Here is a 20,049-nt window from a genome sequence, read left to right as displayed (position 1 = left end):
GCCCCCCCCTTACCCTACAAGAACATGTTCTAGATTTAAGATGCCGATAAATCCATCTTCCGACTGACCAATCCCTTGAAAATAACTGCCGTCAACTCCAGAAACAATTTCGGTAGAGGGCTGTATATCGGAAAATTTGATTACCTGATTAACTCCATCTACAGCGATGCCGATCATTTCTTCGTTATGATTTACCACTACGATTCTCGCTTTATGAATGACGGACGTCTCTCCCAATTGAAATCTTTTACGCAAACTGATGATTGGCACAATTTTTCCCCGAATGTTCGTAACACCTTCCAAAAAAGCCTTACTGTTAGGCACTGCTGTTATTTTTTGCTTTTTTATAATTTCATAGACTTCGGAAATCTTAAGAGCATATTTTTCTGTGCCAAGCTCAATCACTATATACTGGTCTTGCTGTGAAACTTCCATTATTTCACCCCCCTGGGTATAGTCACTCAACCAAGGAATGCGGATTCGGATAGAAGATATGGCAGATCATGCCGGCTGTCTGTTATTAACATTCATGAGTATGGTACAGCTCAATAAAGTGCGATTCACACACATGTAGAAATACAGTCAAATAGTACGGATCAAATTGCGTGTTTCGACTTTTCCACAACTCTGTTTTGGCATCCGCGAACGAAATGCTTTTACGGTAAGGGCGATCCGAAACCATGCAGTCGAACGCATCCAATATGGAACAAATTCTGGCGTAGAATGGGATGTCACTGCCAATCAAACCGAATGGGTAACCCGTTCCATCCAGACGTTCATGATGGTAGAGAACCGAACTGGTAACATCCTGGTTGGTGATGCCCTCCTTCTGTAATAATTCGTTTCCCCACATCGGATGTTGCTTAATTAATTCCCATTCATTTTGGGTCAGTGCGGAGGATTTTCTTAAAATGGATCTTGGAACAAAAATTTTCCCGATATCGTGCAATGAACATCCCAGTACAAGTTTTTGCGTTTGCTCTTGATTTAAATTTAATTCTGCGGCCATTCGTCTTGCCATATTACTAACGCGAATACTGTGATGATAAGTAGTCGAATCGTGCAACCATAATTTGTGCAACCAACTTGCGATACGTTGATTCAATAGGATGTCCCTCCATTAAAGATAATGTTGACAGGACCCATATTGTTTTGTTACTTATTGCGTTAAGTGCCATACTCAACGATTTCGCACAACTGAACTTGTACGACATCAGGAGGGACAAAAAATGAAACATGCTATCGTGGGGCCAATTGAAAAAGAGCAGGAGGAATTGACGGACGAAGAAATTGTCAGTATGTTTTTGGCAACCTATCAACACTCCAAAAACACCTTGCGAAATTATAAGTACGCAATTGAACGCTTTCAAAAATTCATCGGTAAAAAAAGGCTTAATGACGTTACTTGGAGGGATGTCGAACTTTATAAACTGAGTCTGCTCAAGAGGGATGAAAACAATAATCGTCAGTATTCCACAGCGACAATCTCCGTATTACTGGCTCCGCTTCGTTCCCTTTATAAGTGGGGGAACAGTGTCAATATTAATTGTTTTTCACACGATCCGGCAGCATGCATCAAAAAACCGAAAGTTTCAAATAACAGCAGGCGTCATTTTTTAACGAAACATGAGGTTGTAAAGATATTACAGCAATTAAACACCATGGGACTTCGCAATTATGTCATCGGCTTGACTTTGGTTTTGCTTGGTCTGAGAGTTTCCGAATTGGTTTCTATTGAATGGGACGATTTTCATACGGATCCCATGGGAACTTCCATTTGGTTGACCGTGCTTAATGGAAAAGGTCGGAAAGAACGGGAGGTGAAGGTACCCGAGATGCTCTGGAACCTGCTTTGTTCATACCGTATAGAAGATAGAAGAAGTGGCAAAGTTTTTCCGATTACCACCCGTCAGGTTGAACGAATCATCGAAATCGCCCGTAAAAAAGCGAATTTTTCCAAGAAGGTAACCCCCCACTGGTTGCGGCACACCAATGCAACCTTGGCTTTGTTGAACGGGGCGTCCCTTCAACAGGTGCAACAGACTCTGGGGCATTCCCACATCAATACGACACAACGTTATATACATACAGTGGAGCAAATCAAAAAAGCAGCTCCGGATTTTGTCGAAGATTGCCTAAAGGAAGTACTCTAGTGAGCAAGCTGAAACATACTTCGTACTTCTATAAGAAAATGATTGAAAAAAATGTTTTCTCATGGTATATTTGGGTCGAGATTTGCAGAATATTGTATTAATATGTCGTACAAGTTCAGTTGTGCGACATTAATAATGATAATCATATTATCATTATCCCAATTAGCGGTAAATTCATACATAATTCGCCAAGATATCATTATCCGTAAGATAATCTCCATTCTCTTGAGACTGGCTTTGAGCCGCACACATCAATACCTACCCGTTTCGCTTACCTGTTTATATAATAAAGTATCTGTTTGTAGAGTAGAGAACTGAAACGAGTTCTGGCGACCTGAAGGTCGCCAGAACTCGTTTCAGTTCCCCCTCATCAAACCGTACGTGAGGTGGATCGGCTACACTGAATTCCTTCAGCACAAGGGAAAGCGCAGCGTTGATTTATGTGGGCGAATACCCGTAAGTGCAAGTACCAGCGGAAAAACGGGCTCTGCCTCCTGGCGGGCTTGCCTTTGGCTTTTCGTTCCTTTACATCCCAGTTTCAGGAAGTTGCAATTTGGATAAACTGCAAAATAATCGGGACGCCTTGGGAGGGTACCTCGCTCAGAACCAGCAGCCCGTTTTGCACGACATAGCTGTTGGGCGGTTGCAAAATCCCGTTGATGAACAAATTGACGATCGAAACCGACTGCTGTCCGAGAATCCCTGAGGTGCTGAGCTGTGGCGCGGCATCCGCGTCGGTGTACACATTTTTTTGTCCATCGGAAAACGTCGTGTATTGATAAATCGTGGTGGTCAGCAGTCCTGGCGTGCACGGACACGGCGGGCAAGGGGGGCAGGTAGGGCACGGCTGTCCCGGAAAAATGTCTGGACATCCCAAAGGCATGAGCTGATAACGCACATTTAGGGAGTACGTCCGATTGGCGGCGCTGCACTGGATGTTTCTTTGCTGCAAAACTTTTCCCTCCTCTCTATACGAATGATGCGTGCGTTTTTGCGGCTGCCGGTTCACCTCCAAAGCTTTCCATGCGTAACTCGGCTAAGCTGTTTTTTGTCCAACGAGAACGGGCAAAAAAGGAGCGTGCGCCACTTCTCCCACCCATGTCAGACAGTCTGGCGACGGAACGAGAGTACCCCAGGCATGTACAATCGCCTGGGGCTTCCCGTTTGAGTGGATCTCTTGTTTTAGTTGACGACGAATTCAACCAAGACAGGTGTCCCCGCATTCTCAGCGTCGCCATCCGGGATCGTGATAGTGGTTGTGCTGATGGTGGACGTGTTTCCTGGCTGCAGGACGCCGTTGATGTAGAGATTGTAGAAGGCAAAGGTGCTTGGGAATGCAGTAGCCGCAGTACCCGCATCTGTACTGAACTCGGTTGCTGCAATCGCAAAAGTGGCTCCTGTACCTGTTCCGGCTCCCATCGTCGAGGTGAAGCGCAGAGACGTCATAAACGGTTTGATGATTGGCATGCACACCAACTCCTCATGTAAAGTACGTAAGGAAAAAACCTTACAATACATATCAAATGAACGAATCTGCGTTCCCGAAACGGACAAACATCATCTGGGAGGACGTATTTTTTATCGGTTTCGAACCTGCACACCGTGTATTTATCTGCGTTGCCAGAACAACGCAGCCAGACGGAATGAGCCCTATTCGAAACAAAAGATAATCTAGGCTCCTTCTTGCTAGAAAAGTGCCCCCTCTTGCCTTGCTGCCCTTTCGGCACCTCTCTTCAATAGAAGAAAGGCAATAGCGCGTCTGTTCCCAAACGTTAGCCTTCTGCTTCCCCTTTATGACTCAACCTCTCCCCAGCTTGAAAAATAGAAAAAGCGCCCGCACTCAGCCGGACGCCCCTGCTCATTCCTCATATTCGATTGTCGCCAACAGCTCCACAAGCCCATCGCCTACGTGCTGCTCACCCGTCAGCGCAAACAAAGCTTCATTCACAGTCCCGTAGTTGGTCACTTGCCCGTAGAGCAAAATAACTGTCGGAAAACGGGCAATCTCCCCGGACAGGTTCGGCGGAATTTTTTCGGCAAAACTCTCCCCGGCGGATACGCACTCGCGCTGCAAATAAGCCAAAAACGCTGCCCGCTCCTCTACCTGCGCCACCGCGTGCACCTCGAAAAAATCTTCGTCAACCCAATCCAGCCCTGCGGCGGCCATAAATCCGGACGGGATCACGTCCCCGTCCTCCGTGTACTCAGGCTGCAGGAAAGACTGCAGCTCTTCGTCCGTCTGCAAGGTCGTTCCCCAAATCGCAACGACATGCTTCATTCCCCGTTCCCCTCCTGCCCGACATGATCTGCCTCCACTCCCGGCCTCTTCGTCCAACTCCGCAAGAACGAGCGGCAGCCCTTCTGCTTCCGGCAGGGCAGGCACGCTGCGGTCAAATAAGCCCGCTGGCTGCCAGACACGAGCTTTTCTCCTTCCTGCGGCTTCCACAGCGAACGAACCCAGCCCGCAGCATTGGCTCCCTGCGTTTCCGCCAAAAGCTCGCACCATGGCTCCCTTCCGGAAAAGGTCTTTTCCTGCGCGATTTTTGTCACCCATGCTTGCAAAATGCTGTCCGGCGCATACTGGCGAAACGCCACCCGGACGCGTTCGTCCCCTGCTCCGTGCATCGCGGCGTATTCGATCAGCCAGGAAAAGTCAGTAGCCGCTTCTTCCAGCGAACGCTCTGCAGCCACCGCTTCCAGCTTTCTGCGTTGTGCCCGTGCACATCCAGGCCATCCGCTCCGGCAAACGGCTCGTAGTTCCAGCTCTCTGCCCCGATACACCCAAGCGCTGTCACCCGGTCGACAAATGCCGTGAAGCTTTGCCCCAGCAAAAGAAACTCGCCTGTCTCATGCCCCCAGGCATACACGGGCGGATCGTCTGCGCCAGTTCGCAAATCCAGCAGCAGCATGTCGCCATTGCCTCCTGTGTGGAAGCAAAGATACCGCTGCTCGTCGCTCGGGTCTTCCTCGTCGCCAAAATAAGGCCACTCGAAGCCGTCCAGGCTCCAGCCGAGATCCCCGCTGAGGGAAAAAGGCTCGCCCGTTCTCGCTGGCAACGACCAGCCAACCTGGACGCGACTCGTCCCCGCAAGCAAAATCCGGCGAATGGCCGCAGGCAACCTGATCCCCAGCCGCGCTTCCGCCTCTGCGACTTGCTCTGGCGCAGCAGGCGGCCCGATGATGAGCGGCCAAATACGCGCCCCTTGTCTTTCCATGTCCGTCATAAGCGTTTTCCACGCGTGAACCCACTTTTCCATCTGCTCGCGCATTCAGGCAGCTCCTTTTTTGTCCATGCTTGGCTTGACCTGCTTTTTCTTATTGTTACGAATGTAGCCGTCGATTTTCAACCTTCCAAAGAACCAATTTCAACCAAATTTTCCACGCTAACATGCTCAAAACTTGGCTGGCCGCATGCTGACCGTACCTGTCGTCCCCAACCGCCACTTACCAATCACTCCAGCCGCTCCATCTCCCCATGCCACCGCACACCCGCATGCAAAAAAACGTTTCCTTCGAATCGGAAACGTTTTTCCTACACCGCTACGATCTATACCGACACCAATACCCTTTTGACCATATGGCGGAATTGATGCCCGCTCACCATAACCGTTCCGTCCTGACGATAGCCCAATGCCTCGTAGAGCTGGTACGCGCGGGGATTTTCCTTGTCCACCAAAAGGGCGATACAGTCATGACCGCGCTGGATGGCTTCCTGCTCGAACGCTGCCAGCAGCTTTTTGCCGATCCCTTTTCCCCGTTTGTCGGAGCGTACCGCTACCGAATCGAGGTAAAATTCATCGTCGCGCGCTTCCTTGACCAGCGTGGGAGCAATCCCCGTCCGCTCTTTCACAAACTCGACAAACGGCCGATCCAGCACCTCAGTCTGGCTGCCATGATAAAAAAGGGCAAGTCCCACAGGCTCGTCTCCTTCCATGGCGATGACCGCATTTTCGTAGCTGAGCCGATTTCGTTTCTGCGCGAAAAACTGTGCCATCAGCGAAATCGCCTCGCCAGCCGCAGCCGCTCCCGTCAAGGTATGGGCAATATCACCGATCGCCTGATAAATCAGCGGTGCCGCAAATGCTGCATCTTTCGGTTCCGCTTTACGTATCATGGTTCTCTCTCCTTGCGTGTGCGTGCCCATGCGCCGTCTCCGAAAAAGACGGCTTAGAAAGCGACACGTTTTTTTGCTGGCCAGAGCCAACATCAGTCTCATTGTGGCACACTTTGCACCCAAGGTCGAGCTATCCTCACAGCTGTCACAAATTAGCAACAAAAAAAAACCGCTCTCATGAAGAGAACGGTCTGTCCGCGCCTACCCGATCATTTTTTCAATGGTCAGCTTGCGCTCGTATCGCAAATCGAGAAACTCCCCGCTGCGCCGTACCAATGGCCGCATCGGCTCATCCGGGTGAATGAGGATCACTTCTACCTCATCTCCGTTGCTCAGGCGCGCTTTCGCCCCGACGTACAGCAAGGCGATGTATCGCACAAAAATAGTGACCACCTCGATGTTCAACAGCCCGTTGCACGCTTCCTTCCACAAAAGCTGCGCCGCCTCAAAGGGAGAAGTCCTGCCCTTGTAAACCCGGTCGGAACAGATGGCGTCAAATATGTCGGCAACCGCCAAAACCTGGCACTCCAGCGGGATTTCGTCGCCTTTCCGCTGCTCAGGGTAGCCGGAGCCGTCCAGCCGTTCGTGGTGAAGCAGCGCACAGAGCGCCAGCTTTTCTGTGCCGCCTTCCATCTTGCGAATCATTTCGTAGCCGTAGGTCGTGTGCTTTTTCATAATGGCAAATTCTTCTTCCGTCAGCTTGCCCGGCTTGAGCAAAATTTCCTTGGGAATGCGCATTTTGCCCACGTCATGCAAAAAGCCCGCGTTTCCCATAAACGTCACCTGCTGCTCGTCCCATTTCAGCAGACGGGCAATCAACGAACAGAGAATGCCTACGTTCAAGGAATGCCGATAGGTATAGCTGTCGGCTCCTTCCAGCACGTACAGGGAGCGAAACAGCCCCAACTGTTTTGTCGATTTTTCGAGCACATTTGTGAAAATTCGCGAAAAATGCTCCAGACTCGCCACCTTGCCTTGCTGCAACTGTTCGAAAATCATCCGTGTCTCGTCCAGGGCTTGTACGTAAAAAGCGACAGTTTCCTCATCCGCTTCCAACTGGAATAATTGCTGGGAAACCTGCTCTCCCGTTCCTTCTGTCCAAGGATCCACGATTGTTACCTCGCGCACTCGCTGTTTCCAGAGAAGATCCACATGTGCATACGTAATCGTCGTATTCTTACCGAGCAGCAGAACCCCGCTGCTAGAGTAGATGTCATCTGCCAGAACTTGTCCAATCAATTTTTGATTGACGGGTGCCGTAGGCATACAATCACCCTTTCCAGTCATGTATTCTCCTAAATTATAGAAAGGAAGGACGAGAGTTACAATCCTTTTTTCGACAATTTGTCAAAATTTCGCAAGCGGGACCTTCTGCATTCGCCGCACATACGATATAGAACGAATGCTGGCGGTAATGTGGAGGAGGGAACGCATTTCATGACAACACTGTACATCACGCCAAAGGCATGGAAGCAGATCGAGCAGGCTGTACGAAAAAAACCCTCGCTGGAAACAGGAGGGGTCCTGATGGGGTATCCGCTCGGAAATGAAAAATGGGTCGTGACGTATGCCAGCGACCCGGGGCCAAATGCGATTCATCAGCCGCACTCGATCTTTTTCGATGATGATTATTTGAAAAGACTCGTCCGCAAGCTGAGCAGAAAACGCCAGTGGCAATACATCGGCGATTGGCATAGCCACACGATCAAGCGATTGTCCCCGAGCAAAGGGGACAAACGAACCATCTGGACAAAGGCATCACAGTCGATGTACATGTCTTCCTCTCCGCTGATGCTGATTGTCGGGCTTGGCAAGCGCAATCAGCTTCAAGCTCGTGGATTTATTCTCGGGAATACCCTGCGCGAAGTTGGGAAGATCGAGCTGTATAATCGGCAAGCTCATCGACAACTCGGCGAAAAAGCTCCATCGCCTGGTTCTTCCCCCAGCTTGGCTGGTTCTCTGATACGACACAGATCGCATAGCGCGGCTCCTCCAAAGGAGCGTAGCCGACAAACCAAAGGTGGTTTCTGGAATCGCCTGTACTCCCTGTCTGGGCGGTCCCGCTCTTCCCGGCTACCTGCCACGAAGCATCCAGCAGCATTTGGCCGGTCCCAGCCGTAACGACCTTGCGCATCATTTTCCGCAGCTTGCTCGCTGTCACATAGTCGATTCCGGCTGCATCGTGTTTCTGCTCTGGAAACTGGTAAAACGATTGACCGTTTCGATAGGTAATTTCCTTGACCAGACGGACCTGCGCGGGCTGACCGCCGCGCAGGATCGTCACCATCATGTTTGCCGCCTGCAACGGCGTAATCCGCACATCGCGCTGGCCGATTGCGCTCTGGATCAAGACGCCCTCGTCCTCGTAGGACACGTCCTTCGCAAACACCCGACCGCTCTCTTCGCCATCGAGCTGTTTGAACCCGTCCAGCTTGAACAGGTGCGCAGTCGCATGCCCTACCTGCGTGGTCAAGCCCAATCTGGCGGCGTACTCCTCCAGTTTTTTTGCCCCGACTCTTTTCGCTATTTCGGCAAAAGCGATGTTGCACGACTCCGCGTAAGCCTCCTCCATCGTGACGCTGCCGTGCCCTTCCTTTTTCCAGCAGGAAAAATGGTACTTGCCATACTCACCCGTACATGTAAACCGCTCTGTCGGGGAAATTACGCCTTCTGCCAATGCGGCAGCAGCTACCACTGTCTTGAAGACGGAACCTGGCGGCAACTGCTTGAACGCTCTGTTTTTCCACGCGTCTGCCTGCCCGCTCACATTCGTCTGGTCGTAGTCTGGACGGCTGACAGCCGCGAGCATATCGGCGTTTTGTGCATCCAGGACGATGATGCTGCCTTCCCTCAGACCTGCCTGATCGGCTGCCGCTTCCAATCTCCGTTGAATATCCGCATCGAGCGTGGTCAACAGCGACAGCGGGTAATACTGATTGCTTGGCTTCGTATAGCGGATGTCCAGCCCCCGGAGCGGCTTGCCCTGGCCGTCGACGTAGTAGGACAGGACAGACGGCTCCACTCCTTGCAAAAAGCGGTCAAAGCTTCTTTCCAGTCCGGACGCGCCGACGGTAGATTCCGCATTCATTTTGCCGCTCGCCCATTCGTCCGGGTAGAGGGACTCCACCATTTCTGGATTTTTGTGAATGAAGCCGATCAGGTGCTTGGCTACTTCGTCGGGGCGGTAGCGCTCTGTCACCGCCAATGCCACGACACCGGGAATCGCCAGCGCATTGATCTCGTCTGCCTGCTTTTGGGTAAGCTCGATCAGCTTGCCTGTTTCACTGCGCAAGAGCAGCGGGACCTTTGCTGTTTCCATCGTCTCGGACAACCGTTCTTTGGACTGGCCTGTAATTTCCGCCAGTCTGGCAAGCCCTTCTGTCCCTTCCAGGCTGCCGCGGGCAAGCGGAAACAAAATCAGGGCGAGATGCTCTACGCCTGTAAACGCATAGCCCCCGCGATCCAAAATATCTCCACGGCCGCTGTGCAGCACGAAGCTTTGCTGCCGCTGCTTGACCGAAGCTTTCACCAGATCGATTCCGCGCCGGGAAAACCGATGGGGCGCGCCGAGCTGTATCCACCACAGACGGGCGATCAGCACCAGCCAAAGCAGTGTCATCGCCATCAGTACGAGAAAATGCCGTCGTTTGATTCGTCGATCAAGCTGCATGCGTTTCCCTCCCCGCCCTTTTTTCCCAGTATTGCCGAAAGCGCCGGGCGGGAAACTTTTCCATACAAAAAACACACTGCAACTCGCAGTGTGCTTTGGGTCAAAAGCGGATGGGATGCTACAGCTTCGCAGACTGCCGCTTTTCCAACAAAATATTTTTGATTTTGGTCGACAAAAGGTCGAGTGCCACCCGGTTGTAGCCGCCCTCGGGAATGATGACATCCGCATAGCGCTTGGTCGGCTCAATGAACTGCAGGTGCATCGGACGCACTACGTTCAAATATTGATTGACCACAGATTCGAGCGACCGACCGCGTTCCTCGATGTCGCGCACGATCCGCCGGACGATGCGCACGTCCGCATCCGTGTCGACGAACACCTTGATATCCATGAGGTTGCGAATCCGCTCGTCCTCCAAAATCAGCATCCCTTCGAGAATGATGACGTCCTTCGGGTCTACCCGAACTTGCTCGCTTTTGCGGTTGTGTATCTTGAAATCGTAGATCGGCTTTTGGATCGCCCTGCCCTGCAGGAGCTCCTGCAAGTGGTGCAAGAGCAGATCGTTGTCAAAGGCGAATGGATGGTCGTAATTCGTCATGGCGCGCTCTTCCACACTCAGATGGCTTTGATCCTTGTAGTACGAATCTTGTTCGATCATCGTTACGCTGTCGTTGCGGAACTGGTTGTACAGCTCCTTTGCCACCGTGGTCTTTCCGGAACCACTTCCTCCTGCTACCCCAATCAGTACGGGGTTATTACCCATGCCACATGTCCCCTTCCTCATGCTGCTTCTAACGATTTCACCCTACGGCTGTATCTGTTTTTTCAGGCTGACCGCCAGTCCGTCCCCTACCGGGATGAACGTCGTCTCCAAATCCGGCCGCTCCGCCAGATGGGCGTTGAAGGCGTTCAGCTTGTCCACCATCGGTCTTTGTCTTTTGCTCGCCTCGTCTGGCGTCGCCACTAATCCGCGGAACAGGACGTTGTCGCTGATGACAAGTCCCCCCTCCCGGAGCAAAGGCAAATACAAATCGAGAACCGCCCGATACTGTCCTTTTGCCGCGTCGATAAACAGGCAGTCGAACTGATAGGAATCAGGCAGTCCAAGCGTTGCGTCGCGCGACAATATTTCAACCCGGTCTGCGCAGCCCGCCTCCGCTACATTGGCCCGTGCCCGTGCCAGGCGTTCTTCATCTATGTCCATCGTGACAATCCGCGCCTGCGGTGCTGCTTCGGCAAGCCAAATGGTCGAATAGCCGATTGCTGTCCCTACCTCCAAAATCGCCCGGGGGCGATGCAGCAAGAGCAGCATTCTCATCACCTGAGCGGAAGCAAGCTGAACGATCGGAATATTTTCTTCGGCAGCTTCCTTTTCCAGTCGCGCCAGAAGCGGCGATCGCGGCGGAACCAGACCCGACACGTAGTCGTCGATTGCGGGATTGGTTATCATGATTTCACTCCTCTTTCGTTACAACCGCATTATTATAGCATAACTCGCCAAAAAAAGCAGAGGAACCTGGTTAGTTTCCCCTGCTTTTTGCATCATTGGCGTTGTGCTCAGAAAGTGTTTTGGAAAAGTAATGCTCCGATGTTCCGTCTTTTTTCGTGACGTAGAAAAAGTAGTCGTGCTGGGCGGGATTGACGACCGCTTCCAGCGAGGCTCTGCCCGGATTGGCAATCGGTCCCGGCGGCAAGCCTGGGTTCAGGTACGTGTTGTACGGGCTTTTCACCTTCAAATCCTCATACGTCAGCCGATCCCGCTGCTTGCCCAAAATAAACTGCACCGTCGCGTCTGCTTGCAGCGGCCATTTATCGCGGATGCGGTTGTAGTACACACCGGCGACGATGGGCCGCTCCTTGTCTACCGTCACTTCCCGCTCCACGATGGACGCGAGGCTGACCGCCTCGTCCAGTGTAAGCCCGCGCTGTTTGAGCTGCTCTGTCCACTGCGGCTGCCATTCTTTCTCGAATTGGGCCAGCATCTTGGAGACGACATCATGCGCCGTGGCGTCCTTGTTCACCTCGTACGTCTCCGGGAACAAATACCCTTCCAGACGATGCTTGCGTTCCTTGTTTTGCGGAATCTGGGCCACAAATTCGTATTCCGGGAACTCTCCTTCGTTCACTTCCTGCAAAAAGGCAGCTTTCCCGACAATGCCTTCCTTGTCCAAATGCTCGGCAATCTGCTCAATGTTCCAGCCTTCCGGGATGGTAAAGCGAACGGCATTCACGACCGTTTTTCCCTCTGCCATCGCCGTAAGCATATCGTCAATCGCTTGTCCTGTTGTAAACTGGTACTCCCCTGCCTTTAGCTGCGGGGCCACCCCTTTGTACTTCACGTAGTACTGGAACAGCTCGGCATTGCGAATCAGCCCTTGCTCTTCCAGCAGTCTGCCGATTTCCCGCACGGAGGAACCAGTGGGAATCGTAACGTTTTTGGCTGTTTGCGGGCCATCGACGGGTTGCAGCCCTGCGTACACGTACCACGCTGCTCCCCCGGCGGCCAACAGGGCGATGAGAAACATGGCCAACAGCCACATGACAATCCTGCCGCCTCTCCTGCGCCGGGATGCGGCAGGTCTGTCTGCTCTGAAATCAGGCTTCGCTGACATTGGTTTCAAGCTAGAAATCCTCCCTTTAGGGTCTCTTCTCTCCATCCCGTCTATTATACAAGAGGTGACTTTCGCTGTCACTGTATACGATTTATTGGCGAAAAAAGACTGCGAAGAAAGAACTTTGGCCACCAAACCGTTATTTTGAAAGAAAAAAAGAGAGGGCATACGCCCCCTCCCCAAATGTTTAAATCCCGTCTTTCTCCAAATCAGCAATCAATGTTTCGAAGGTCGCTTCTACTTGCTCCCACTCTTCATCATCTTCGATTGGCTGGAGCATGTCCGTACCGTCATAGCGCAGGAAGTGAACCTCGTACTCCTCTTCTTCCTCCTGGTCGACCGGAACGAGCACCAGGTAGCTGCGGTCTTCAATATCAAAAATGTACATGATCCGAAAATCCCGCGGCTCGTCTGTTCCCTCTTCCGTCAGGGCAATCACGTCGCCTACTTCGAATTCTTCCATCATCTCTTCACTCACTTCGGGTCACCTCGATTTTGCGTCCAAAAATCCTTGCAGGATTAATGTGGCCGCCATTTTGTCAATTACGGTTTTGCGCTTTTGACGGCTGACATCCGCAGAGATCAGCATGCGCTCTGCTGCCATGGTTGTCAATCGCTCGTCCCACATGTGGACAGGAAGAGATGTCCGTTCCTCCAAAAGCTTGCCGAATGCCTGGCACATCTCGGCGCGCGGTCCGATTGTGCCATTCATGTTTTTCGGCAAACCTACTACGAATCCACCTACCTGATAGTGCGCCACCAATTCCTGGATGCGGGCCAAATCTTTTTCCCTGGATTGCCGCTTGATCGTTTCCACCCCTTGGGCGGTCCATCCCAGCTCATCGCTGACCGCAATGCCAATCGTCTTTTCGCCTACATCCAATCCCATCCATCTCGTCATGTTCAAGGTCTACTTGCGCTCGGACAAGTAAACAGTCACCAACTCTTCTATGATTTTGTCCCGTTCCAGTTTGCTAATCAGGCTACGCGCGTTGTTGTGGCGTGGGATAAACGCCGGGTCGCCAGAAAGCAAGTAACCGACGATCTGGGTGATCGGGTTGTATCCTTTTTCCTGCAGGGCTTTGTACACTTCAGTCAATGTTGCCTGCACATCCGCCGAATTCGCTTCCTTGGGCACCGTAAACTTCATGGTATTATCCAACGAACTCACAATCAACACCTCGATTTCCTTAAAAACTTCGGTTTTTTGCTACCATACTGTATTCGACCTGGATGGAACCTACTCCTTGTCGATTTTGCAAATTTCTTGGCGGGATCGGCTATTTCGCTACTGCCTGGCTTTTGACGAGCTCTGCTACCGCATCCAGCGCTTCTTGCAGCTTGGAAGGGTCTTTTCCGCCCGCCTGCGCCATGTCAGGGCGACCGCCACCGCCGCCGCCGCAACGGGTAGCCACTTCCTTGATGATTTTGCCAGCGTGGATGCCTTGATCCATCAGGTCTTTGGTCACGCCAGCAACGAGATTGACCTTCTCGCCATCGACAGAGCCGAGTACGATCACTGCGGAGCCGAGCTTGTTTTTCAGTTCGTCTACCATGCCGCGCAGGTTGTCCATATCGGAGGCAGAGACGCGCGCCGCGAGGACGTTCATGCCGTCTACCTGCTTGAGCTGGTCGGTCAATGCTGCCGCTTCGATGTTGCCGAGCTTCGCGCGGAGCGATTCGTTTTCACGCTGCACTTCCTTGAGCTGCTGTTGCAGGCTTTCTACGCGTGCAGGCGCTTCAGCAAGCACAGGTGCTTTCAGTGCTTGTGCCACTTCTTTCAGTGTCGCAAACTGCTGATTCAGGAACTGGTAAGCCCCACGGCCAGTCACAGCTTCGATCCGGCGCGTACCCGCCCCGATGCCGCTTTCGCTGACCAGCTTGAACAGTCCGATTTCGGCCGTGTTATTGACATGGCATCCGCCGCACAGCTCCAGGCTGTAGTCGCCGACTTTGACCACGCGCACGATGTCACCGTATTTTTCGCCAAACAGCGCCATCGCCCCCATTGCTTTTGCTTCTGCCAGCGGCTTGTTGGAGATTTCCACGCTCAGGTTTTCCCACACTTTTTCGTTGACGATCGCTTCGATGCGCTCCAGCTCTTCCGGCGTAATCGCGCTGATGTGCGTGAAGTCAAAGCGCAAGCGATCCGGGGCTACAAGCGAACCAGCCTGATTGACGTGCGTGCCCAGTACGTCTTTGAGCGCCTGATGCAGCAAGTGTGTCGCGGTATGGTTTTTCGTAATCGCCAGACGAGCTTCGCGGTTTACTTCCGCGCGTACAGTGTCGCCTTTACGCAGTGTGCCTGCTTCGATGATGACAGAGTGTACGTTTTGGCCTTTTGGCCCTTTTTGCACATCTGTCACGCGCGCTTTGACAGAATCGGAGAGCAGGTATCCTTCGTCGTTGATCTGACCGCCGCTTTCTGCATAGAACGGCGTCTGATCGAGAATGACCTGTACAGTTTGCCCTTCTTCTGCTTCGTCAGCCAACTGGTTGTCGAAAATGATCGCTTCGACTTTTCCTGTTGCTACCAATTCAGTATAACCAACAAACTGGCTTGTAACCGTGAGTTCAGACAACGGACCGCCCTGGATTTGCATGCTGTCTACGTCCTGGCGGGCAGCACGGGCACGTTCGCGCTGTTCTTCCATCGCCTTGTCGAAGCCGTCGCGATCCACTGCCAGACCTTGCTCGCTGGCGAAGTCCTCTGTCAGATCGACCGGGAAGCCGTATGTGTCGTACATTTTGAACACGTCTTGACCGGACAGTTGCGATTGGCCGTTTTCTTTTGCCGTCTTGACCATCTCGGACAGGATCGCCAGTCCGTCGTTCAGCGTCTCGTGGAAGCGCTCTTCTTCCGTGCGAATGACTTTTTCAATGAATTCGCGTTTTTGCACAACCTCTGGGTAGAATTCGCCCATCATGTTGCCGACAGTCTCTGTCAGGCTGTACAGGAACGGCTTCTCCACACCCAGCTTCTTGCCCATGCGCACAGCGCGGCGCAGCAGGCGGCGGATGACGTAGCCGCGGCCTTCGTTGGAAGGAAGCGCTCCGTCCCCGATGGCAAACACGACGGTACGGGCATGGTCCGCGATCACTTTCAGCGCCACGTCAAGCTCTGGGCTTGTTTTGTATTGCACGCCGGAGATCTCGCTTGTCCGCTCGATCAATGGGAACAGCAGGTCTGTTTCAAAGTTGTTGTCCACACCCTGGAGGATGGAAGCCATCCGCTCCAGCCCCATGCCGGTGTCGATGTTTTTCTTGGGCAGCGGCGTGTAAGTGCCGTCCGGGTTGTGGTTGAACTGGGAGAACACCAGGTTCCACACTTCGAGATAACGCTCGTTTTCCCCGCCTGGATACAGTTCCGGATCGTTCGGATCGTTGCCGAATTCTTCGCCGCGATCGTAGAAAATTTCCGTATTCGGACCGCTCGGACCTTCACCGATGTCCCAGAAGTTGCCTTCCAGACGGATGATGCGCTCTTCCGGAATGCCGATTTTTTTGTTCCACAGCTCATACGCTTCCTCGTCTTCCGGGTGAATGGTGACGGAGAGGCGCTCTGGTTCAAAGCCGATCCATTTCGGGCTGGTCAAAAATTCCCATGCCCACTCAATCGCCTCTGCCTTGAAGTAATCGCCAATGGAAAAGTTACCTAGCATTTCGAAGAAGGTATGGTGGCGAGCGGTGCGGCCTACGTTTTCAATATCGTTGGTACGGATTGATTTTTGCGAATTGGTGATGCGCGGGTTGTCCGGAATGATGCGGCCGTCAAAATACTTTTTGAGCGTCGCCACGCCACTGTTGATCCACAGCAAGGATGGATCGTCGATTGGAACAAGCGGAGCGCTCGGCTCGATGCGATGCCCTTTCTCCACAAAAAAGTCAAGGAACATTTTGCGGATCTGATTGCCTGTCAGCTTTTTCATCTGCATTCTCCTCTGTACAAAAATAAATAAAAAAGCTCCCATCCCCTCAGGGACGAGAACTGTTTTTTCTCGCGGTACCACCCTGCTTACAGACTTCCCTTCATGCCAAAAAAGCACGGATCGTCTGTCGCTTTACGGGCATGTAACGGTGCCGACCCGCCGGTTTTTGCCCGGTCTTAGGAGTAGCCTTCGGTTGCCCTTCTTCTGAGCGCCCTCTCAACCGTGGAGCCCCCTCTCTGTAGAAGGTCTGCAACGTACTCGTTCCCTCATTGATCTCGCTTGTACTCATATGTTCGTATTATAAATTTTTTTCCTGATCGATGTCAACTTTCATGCATCATGACGGCAATTCGGCTGATGACCACCTTGCATACGGCAAGCACCGGCACCGCCACGATCAGGCCAATAATTCCCCCGAGCGTCTCCCCGACCAGCAACGCCACAATGATCGTCAGCGGATGCAGCTGCAGCGAGCGTCCGACGATGTTTGGCGACAGGATGTTGCCTTCCAGCACCTGAATGACCAAGTTGACAACAATGACAAAAAGCAGCATTTTCGTCGAAATCGTCAAGGCGACGACCATCGCTGGCGCTGCCCCGATCAAAGGGCCGATGTAGGGAATGATGTTCGTCAGGCACACGACTGCGGCGAGTACGAACGGGTACGGCATCCCGATCAGCCAATAGCCAAGGTAAGCCAGCACCCCGACGATCAGGGCCACGATCATCTGCCCATGTATGTAGTTGCCGAGCGATTCGTTGATGTCCCGCAAGACGACAAGCACCTGCTTGCGGTACGCTTTTGGCACGATGGACATGCCCGTCTCATGCAGCGCCCTCATATCTTTCAGAAAATAAAAGGCGATAAACGGCACGATGGCAAAGGCGAACAGCTTGCCAAGCGAATGGCGCGCGTTGTTGACGAGCCTCGTTACGGAGTGGGACATTCCTTCCTGCGACTGGATGATGACCCGGTCTACTCCGTGCGAGATGCTGTCTGGCAAAAAGTATTTGTATGCCTCCCACTCGCTCATCCACTTGTAGTACCAGTCCATCAGCCGGGGCAAGTCGTCGGACAGCTCCACCAACTGATTCGTGAAAACGGGAATGGCGTTGATGACGGCGATTGTGATAACCAGCACAAACGAAGCGTAAATAAGCAGGACAGCCATCAGCCGGGGAACTCTCCTTTTTTCCAGCAAAACGACAATCGGGTGAAGCAGGTACGCGATCACCAGACCCAGGATGATGGGAATCAGCACTTCCTCCAAAAGAGCAAACAGCTGTGCGAGAACCGGGCGAATCATCCACAGCAAATTGCCGATGACGAGCAGCGCGATCAGCCAAAGCGCAGCAGCAAACAGGCGGCTTCGGCGCAGTTCATCCACGAAGGACACCTCCTCTCCATTTCCATTAGGGTGTGTTCTTCGCACAAAAATCATGTACCCTATTGACACCCGGAAAACACCGAAGTAGTATGTATTTACAAGAGGATATCTCCAAAGGGGAGTAGCTTTTTCGCAACATAGTCGTCATTACGGGAGAAATCCCCGGCTATGTTGGCAACATGCTTTTTGCGATGTTGTAAGCAAGACCTTTGCCTGTCAGGTAAAAGGTCTTTTTTTGTTTTCAAACGACCTTTGCCTGTCCAGGGAAAGGTCGTTTTCTTTTTTGCCCCCGTTACAAACACTATAGGAGGTATCAAGAAAACGGCCGGAGGATAACTCGCTTTTATCTTCAAACAGGATGAGGAGGAGGAAGAGAAAATGGAACTACTGCTGCAACCTGAATTTTGGTCTGCCCTGCTCGCGATCGTCGTCATCGACCTCGTGTTGGCCGGTGACAACGCCATCGTAATCGGGATGGCCGCGCGAAATCTGCCCGCCGAACAGCAAAAAAAGGCAATCATCCTGGGAACGGTCGGTGCAATTATCATCCGTGCTTTGGCAACACTCGCCGTTGTCTGGCTGCTGAAAATCCCTGGTCTTTTGCTTGTCGGTGGCCTGATCCTGATGTGGATTGCCCTCAAGCTGCTCGTCTCGGATGACGGCGAAGAAAACATGAAGCCTAGCGGAAGCCTTGGCGCTGCGATCTGGACCATCATCGTGGCCGATACGGTCATGGGTCTCGATAACGTCATCGCTGTTGCCGGTGCCGCACATGGTGATTTTCTGCTCGTCATCGTCGGACTGGTCATCAGTGTACCGATCATGGTGTGGGGCAGCACGCTGATTTTGAAAATCATGGAGCGTTTCCCGATTGTGATCTACATCGGGGCTGCCGTCCTCGCTTACACCGCCGCCAGCATGGTGACAACCGAAAAATTCCTGGCACCGTTCTTCACCGCGTACCCATGGGTCAAATGGGTGTTCATCGTCGCTGTCGTCGCCGGCGTGCTGTTGATCGGACGCATGAAAAGCCAGCAGCAAAAGCGACTGGCCGAACAAAACTAAACATCTTTGAACCAAAGCTCCGTCCTCTTTGTGCGACGGAGCTTTTTGCTGCACAAAAAAGCACCCGAACTCATTCTATGCTCGGGTGCTTTTGAACGTTCCTGTTGCCATCATGTCTCGTTAACGGGTAACTGCACGCATCAGCTTGCGGCCTGTCTTCATCATGCGAGTCATATCGCGCATGGAGAAGGGCAACTGCTTCCAATTCAGCGAAAAACGGCTGCGGCGGCGCGGGGCTATCAAATATCCGATGACAGCCACAATTCCGCTTGTGGCAAGGACGCGCAATAAACTTCGAGTAAACAAGCGTGCCACCTCCAGTTGTTTTTCTTCACATGAAGGAGTAGCTACATGTTCAGTTGTGCGGAAACCGTTTGATCTTCAATAAACAGATCGTTGAGCGAATGCAAGGATCCGTCTTCCTCCACCTGGTAGACAGAAGCAATCTGCTCGTTGGAAACGCTCATCTCTATAAAGCAATTCCAGCAGTAGTATTGATTGGTTCCAATCTTCCCTACATCTTTGGAACTGCAGTTCGGGCAAATGACACGCATCACGCTTTTCCTCCCTTATCACGCCTAGGTACGAACAAAGTCCGGCACGATCAGGTTGTCCTCCCCGATGATGACGGAAGCCGGTGCAGGCAGACGCTTGCGCCCTTCTGTCACATCTGCAAACCAGCCGTTGGACAGTTCGTACCCTACAAGTTTCTCCCAGTTCGCTGAAAAGTAAACATCTTCCAGCCTGCCAAGGAGTTCTCCGGAAGCGGTAATCACCGCTTTTCCTTTTAGCTTCATTTTTCCCGTCACGATGCCGACAGGTTCAATCCCGGCGAGATGAGGCAAGGGCGTGATCGCGTCTTTTCCCGTTACGGTAAGGCAGGACTCCCCTACCGCATGAATCTGCTCGGTAGGAATATAGGTACCTGAATGGAACCAACCCTGTTCGCTCAGCAAGACTCCTCGTACATGCCAAGTGGAGTCGCAAAGAATGTCACGTACGGTGCCAAGCGTCTCTCCGGTTTGGAGGCAAACGACTGGCAAACCGACTGCATCCATTGCCTTGCGCATGTGGGACATCCCCCTTCCGCTCTTTTAGTATCGGGCGAAAGCAGCATG

At 52.4% G+C, this 20,049-nt stretch carries 23 protein-coding genes and 1 pseudogene; 3 read left to right on the top strand and 21 right to left on the bottom strand.

Annotated features, from left to right (window positions below; genetic code table 11):
- Positions 1 to 9 precede the first annotated feature (9 nt).
- Complete coding sequence (locus tag AAFJ72_RS07805; protein ID WP_432776665.1) at positions 10 to 435, bottom strand: chemotaxis protein CheW; 426 nt, start codon at positions 433 to 435, stop codon at positions 10 to 12.
- Positions 436 to 520: 85 nt separating this feature from the next.
- Entirely contained in the window at positions 521 to 1,105 is a 585-nt protein-coding gene (locus AAFJ72_RS07800) for an HD-GYP domain-containing protein (RefSeq protein WP_432776664.1), read from the bottom strand.
- Between the two features lie 124 nt (positions 1,106 to 1,229).
- Here AAFJ72_RS07800 and AAFJ72_RS07795 point away from each other — a divergent pair, with 124 nt between their 5' ends.
- Positions 1,230 to 2,153, top strand: a complete 924-nt coding sequence (locus AAFJ72_RS07795; RefSeq protein WP_432776663.1) for a tyrosine-type recombinase/integrase — start codon at positions 1,230 to 1,232, stop codon at positions 2,151 to 2,153.
- A gap of 538 nt (positions 2,154 to 2,691) precedes the next feature.
- On the opposite strand, the gene AAFJ72_RS07790 is transcribed toward AAFJ72_RS07795, so the two are convergent.
- The 7 genes from AAFJ72_RS07790 to AAFJ72_RS07760 form a co-directional block, all read right to left on the bottom strand.
- A complete protein-coding gene (locus AAFJ72_RS07790; RefSeq protein WP_309479573.1) occupies positions 2,692 to 3,105 on the bottom strand; it encodes a DUF4183 domain-containing protein in 414 nt (137 codons plus the stop codon).
- A gap of 230 nt (positions 3,106 to 3,335) precedes the next feature.
- The gene (locus AAFJ72_RS07785; protein WP_005832515.1) at positions 3,336 to 3,620 is read right to left on the bottom strand and encodes a DUF4183 domain-containing protein; all 285 of its coding nucleotides are present in this window, start codon (positions 3,618 to 3,620) and stop codon (positions 3,336 to 3,338) included.
- Positions 3,621 to 4,011: 391 nt separating this feature from the next.
- Positions 4,012 to 4,431 carry an immunity 22 family protein gene (locus tag AAFJ72_RS07780; RefSeq protein ID WP_005832514.1) on the bottom strand — a complete coding sequence of 140 codons (420 nt, stop codon included), beginning with the start codon at positions 4,429 to 4,431 and terminating at the stop codon, positions 4,012 to 4,014.
- Positions 4,428 to 4,844: a hypothetical protein gene (locus AAFJ72_RS07775; protein WP_007782264.1), complete on the bottom strand. Its 417-nt coding sequence runs from the start codon at positions 4,842 to 4,844 to the stop codon at positions 4,428 to 4,430. Before AAFJ72_RS07775 ends, AAFJ72_RS07780 begins: the two co-directional genes overlap by 4 nt.
- The gene (locus AAFJ72_RS07770) at positions 4,793 to 5,422 is read right to left on the bottom strand and encodes an SMI1/KNR4 family protein (RefSeq protein ID WP_432776662.1); all 630 of its coding nucleotides are present in this window, start codon (positions 5,420 to 5,422) and stop codon (positions 4,793 to 4,795) included. The genes AAFJ72_RS07775 and AAFJ72_RS07770 overlap by 52 nt, the downstream gene beginning before the upstream one ends.
- 278 nt (positions 5,423 to 5,700) lie before the next feature.
- Positions 5,701 to 6,267 (bottom strand): N-acetyltransferase family protein, encoded by a 567-nt coding sequence (locus AAFJ72_RS07765; RefSeq protein WP_432776661.1) that lies wholly within the window; start codon positions 6,265 to 6,267, stop codon positions 5,701 to 5,703.
- 201 nt (positions 6,268 to 6,468) lie between these two features.
- On the bottom strand, positions 6,469 to 7,533 hold the full coding sequence (locus AAFJ72_RS07760; RefSeq protein WP_122905977.1) for an HD-GYP domain-containing protein: 1,065 nt from the start codon (positions 7,531 to 7,533) through the stop codon (positions 6,469 to 6,471).
- Between the two features lie 171 nt (positions 7,534 to 7,704).
- Between AAFJ72_RS07760 and AAFJ72_RS07755 the strand changes: the two are divergent.
- Positions 7,705 to 8,064 (top strand): annotated as a pseudogene (locus AAFJ72_RS07755) (Mov34/MPN/PAD-1 family protein); the annotation flags it as partial.
- A 43-nt stretch (positions 8,065 to 8,107) separates the two neighbouring features.
- Here AAFJ72_RS07755 and AAFJ72_RS07750 read toward each other — a convergent pair.
- The 9 genes from AAFJ72_RS07750 to AAFJ72_RS07710 all read right to left on the bottom strand — a co-directional run bounded on the left by AAFJ72_RS07750 (position 8,108) and on the right by AAFJ72_RS07710 (position 17,866).
- Positions 8,108 to 9,937: a peptidoglycan D,D-transpeptidase FtsI family protein gene (locus tag AAFJ72_RS07750; RefSeq protein ID WP_432776660.1), complete on the bottom strand. Its 1,830-nt coding sequence runs from the start codon at positions 9,935 to 9,937 to the stop codon at positions 8,108 to 8,110.
- Positions 9,938 to 10,055: 118 nt separating this feature from the next.
- Positions 10,056 to 10,700 carry a uridine kinase gene (gene udk, locus AAFJ72_RS07745; protein WP_432776659.1) on the bottom strand — a complete coding sequence of 215 codons (645 nt, stop codon included), beginning with the start codon at positions 10,698 to 10,700 and terminating at the stop codon, positions 10,056 to 10,058.
- 42 nt (positions 10,701 to 10,742) lie between these two features.
- Complete coding sequence (locus AAFJ72_RS07740) at positions 10,743 to 11,387, bottom strand: O-methyltransferase (RefSeq protein WP_432776658.1); 645 nt, start codon at positions 11,385 to 11,387, stop codon at positions 10,743 to 10,745.
- Between the two features lie 70 nt (positions 11,388 to 11,457).
- Complete coding sequence (mltG, locus tag AAFJ72_RS07735; RefSeq protein ID WP_432776657.1) at positions 11,458 to 12,558, bottom strand: endolytic transglycosylase MltG; 1,101 nt, start codon at positions 12,556 to 12,558, stop codon at positions 11,458 to 11,460.
- Between the two features lie 178 nt (positions 12,559 to 12,736).
- Positions 12,737 to 13,027, bottom strand: a complete 291-nt coding sequence (locus AAFJ72_RS07730) for a DUF1292 domain-containing protein (RefSeq protein WP_122905972.1) — start codon at positions 13,025 to 13,027, stop codon at positions 12,737 to 12,739.
- A 6-nt stretch (positions 13,028 to 13,033) separates the two neighbouring features.
- Complete coding sequence (gene ruvX, locus AAFJ72_RS07725) at positions 13,034 to 13,450, bottom strand: Holliday junction resolvase RuvX (protein ID WP_432776656.1); 417 nt, start codon at positions 13,448 to 13,450, stop codon at positions 13,034 to 13,036.
- A 9-nt stretch (positions 13,451 to 13,459) separates the two neighbouring features.
- Positions 13,460 to 13,720 carry an IreB family regulatory phosphoprotein gene (locus tag AAFJ72_RS07720; RefSeq protein ID WP_122905989.1) on the bottom strand — a complete coding sequence of 87 codons (261 nt, stop codon included), beginning with the start codon at positions 13,718 to 13,720 and terminating at the stop codon, positions 13,460 to 13,462.
- Between the two features lie 109 nt (positions 13,721 to 13,829).
- Positions 13,830 to 16,478, bottom strand: coding sequence for an alanine--tRNA ligase (gene alaS / locus AAFJ72_RS07715; protein ID WP_432776655.1), 2,649 nt, complete (start codon positions 16,476 to 16,478; stop codon positions 13,830 to 13,832).
- A gap of 323 nt (positions 16,479 to 16,801) precedes the next feature.
- The gene (locus tag AAFJ72_RS07710; protein WP_432776654.1) at positions 16,802 to 17,866 is read right to left on the bottom strand and encodes an AI-2E family transporter; all 1,065 of its coding nucleotides are present in this window, start codon (positions 17,864 to 17,866) and stop codon (positions 16,802 to 16,804) included.
- Positions 17,867 to 18,244: 378 nt separating this feature from the next.
- Between AAFJ72_RS07710 and AAFJ72_RS07705 the strand changes: the two genes are divergently transcribed.
- Positions 18,245 to 18,931 (top strand): TerC family protein, encoded by a 687-nt coding sequence (locus AAFJ72_RS07705; RefSeq protein WP_432776653.1) that lies wholly within the window; start codon positions 18,245 to 18,247, stop codon positions 18,929 to 18,931.
- Between the two features lie 120 nt (positions 18,932 to 19,051).
- On the opposite strand, the gene AAFJ72_RS07700 is transcribed toward AAFJ72_RS07705, so the two are convergent.
- From AAFJ72_RS07700 to AAFJ72_RS07690, 3 genes are read right to left on the bottom strand one after another with little or no spacing between them, the layout of a single operon-like run.
- Complete coding sequence (locus tag AAFJ72_RS07700) at positions 19,052 to 19,246, bottom strand: hypothetical protein (protein WP_246005837.1); 195 nt, start codon at positions 19,244 to 19,246, stop codon at positions 19,052 to 19,054.
- A gap of 32 nt (positions 19,247 to 19,278) precedes the next feature.
- A complete protein-coding gene (locus AAFJ72_RS07695; protein ID WP_005832479.1) occupies positions 19,279 to 19,485 on the bottom strand; it encodes a hypothetical protein in 207 nt (68 codons plus the stop codon).
- Between the two features lie 24 nt (positions 19,486 to 19,509).
- The gene (locus AAFJ72_RS07690) at positions 19,510 to 20,001 is read right to left on the bottom strand and encodes a PRC-barrel domain-containing protein (RefSeq protein ID WP_122905965.1); all 492 of its coding nucleotides are present in this window, start codon (positions 19,999 to 20,001) and stop codon (positions 19,510 to 19,512) included.
- Between the last annotated feature and the right edge of the window lie 48 nt (positions 20,002 to 20,049).

This window comes from Brevibacillus gelatini, from assembly GCF_050920745.1.
Taxonomy (GTDB): domain Bacteria; phylum Bacillota; class Bacilli; order Brevibacillales; family Brevibacillaceae; genus Brevibacillus; species Brevibacillus gelatini.
The sequence above is the reverse complement of the archived record's forward strand: the minus strand, read 5'-3'. Positions and strand labels throughout refer to the sequence as shown.

Excerpts from the sequence above, each read along its gene's own strand:
- AAFJ72_RS07805 (WP_432776665.1), bottom strand. The coding sequence starts at position 435 with ATGGAAGTTTCACAGCAAGACCAGTATATAGTGATTGAGCTTGGCACA.
- AAFJ72_RS07795 (WP_432776663.1), top strand. The coding sequence starts at position 1,230 with ATGAAACATGCTATCGTGGGGCCAATTGAAAAAGAGCAGGAGGAATTG.
- AAFJ72_RS07785 (WP_005832515.1), bottom strand. The coding sequence starts at position 3,620 with ATGCCAATCATCAAACCGTTTATGACGTCTCTGCGCTTCACCTCGACG.
- AAFJ72_RS07780 (WP_005832514.1), bottom strand. The coding sequence starts at position 4,431 with ATGAAGCATGTCGTTGCGATTTGGGGAACGACCTTGCAGACGGACGAA.
- AAFJ72_RS07770 (WP_432776662.1), bottom strand. The coding sequence starts at position 5,422 with ATGCGCGAGCAGATGGAAAAGTGGGTTCACGCGTGGAAAACGCTTATG.
- AAFJ72_RS07765 (WP_432776661.1), bottom strand. The coding sequence starts at position 6,267 with ATGATACGTAAAGCGGAACCGAAAGATGCAGCATTTGCGGCACCGCTG.
- AAFJ72_RS07760 (WP_122905977.1), bottom strand. The coding sequence starts at position 7,533 with ATGCCTACGGCACCCGTCAATCAAAAATTGATTGGACAAGTTCTGGCA.
- AAFJ72_RS07750 (WP_432776660.1), bottom strand. The coding sequence starts at position 9,937 with ATGCAGCTTGATCGACGAATCAAACGACGGCATTTTCTCGTACTGATG.
- udk (WP_432776659.1), bottom strand. The coding sequence starts at position 10,700 with ATGGGTAATAACCCCGTACTGATTGGGGTAGCAGGAGGAAGTGGTTCC.
- AAFJ72_RS07740 (WP_432776658.1), bottom strand. The coding sequence starts at position 11,387 with ATGATAACCAATCCCGCAATCGACGACTACGTGTCGGGTCTGGTTCCG.
- ruvX (WP_432776656.1), bottom strand. The coding sequence starts at position 13,450 with ATGACGAGATGGATGGGATTGGATGTAGGCGAAAAGACGATTGGCATT.
- alaS (WP_432776655.1), bottom strand. The coding sequence starts at position 16,478 with ATGAAAAAGCTGACAGGCAATCAGATCCGCAAAATGTTCCTTGACTTT.
- AAFJ72_RS07705 (WP_432776653.1), top strand. The coding sequence starts at position 18,245 with ATGGAACTACTGCTGCAACCTGAATTTTGGTCTGCCCTGCTCGCGATC.
- AAFJ72_RS07695 (WP_005832479.1), bottom strand. The coding sequence starts at position 19,485 with ATGCGTGTCATTTGCCCGAACTGCAGTTCCAAAGATGTAGGGAAGATT.
- AAFJ72_RS07690 (WP_122905965.1), bottom strand. The coding sequence starts at position 20,001 with ATGCGCAAGGCAATGGATGCAGTCGGTTTGCCAGTCGTTTGCCTCCAA.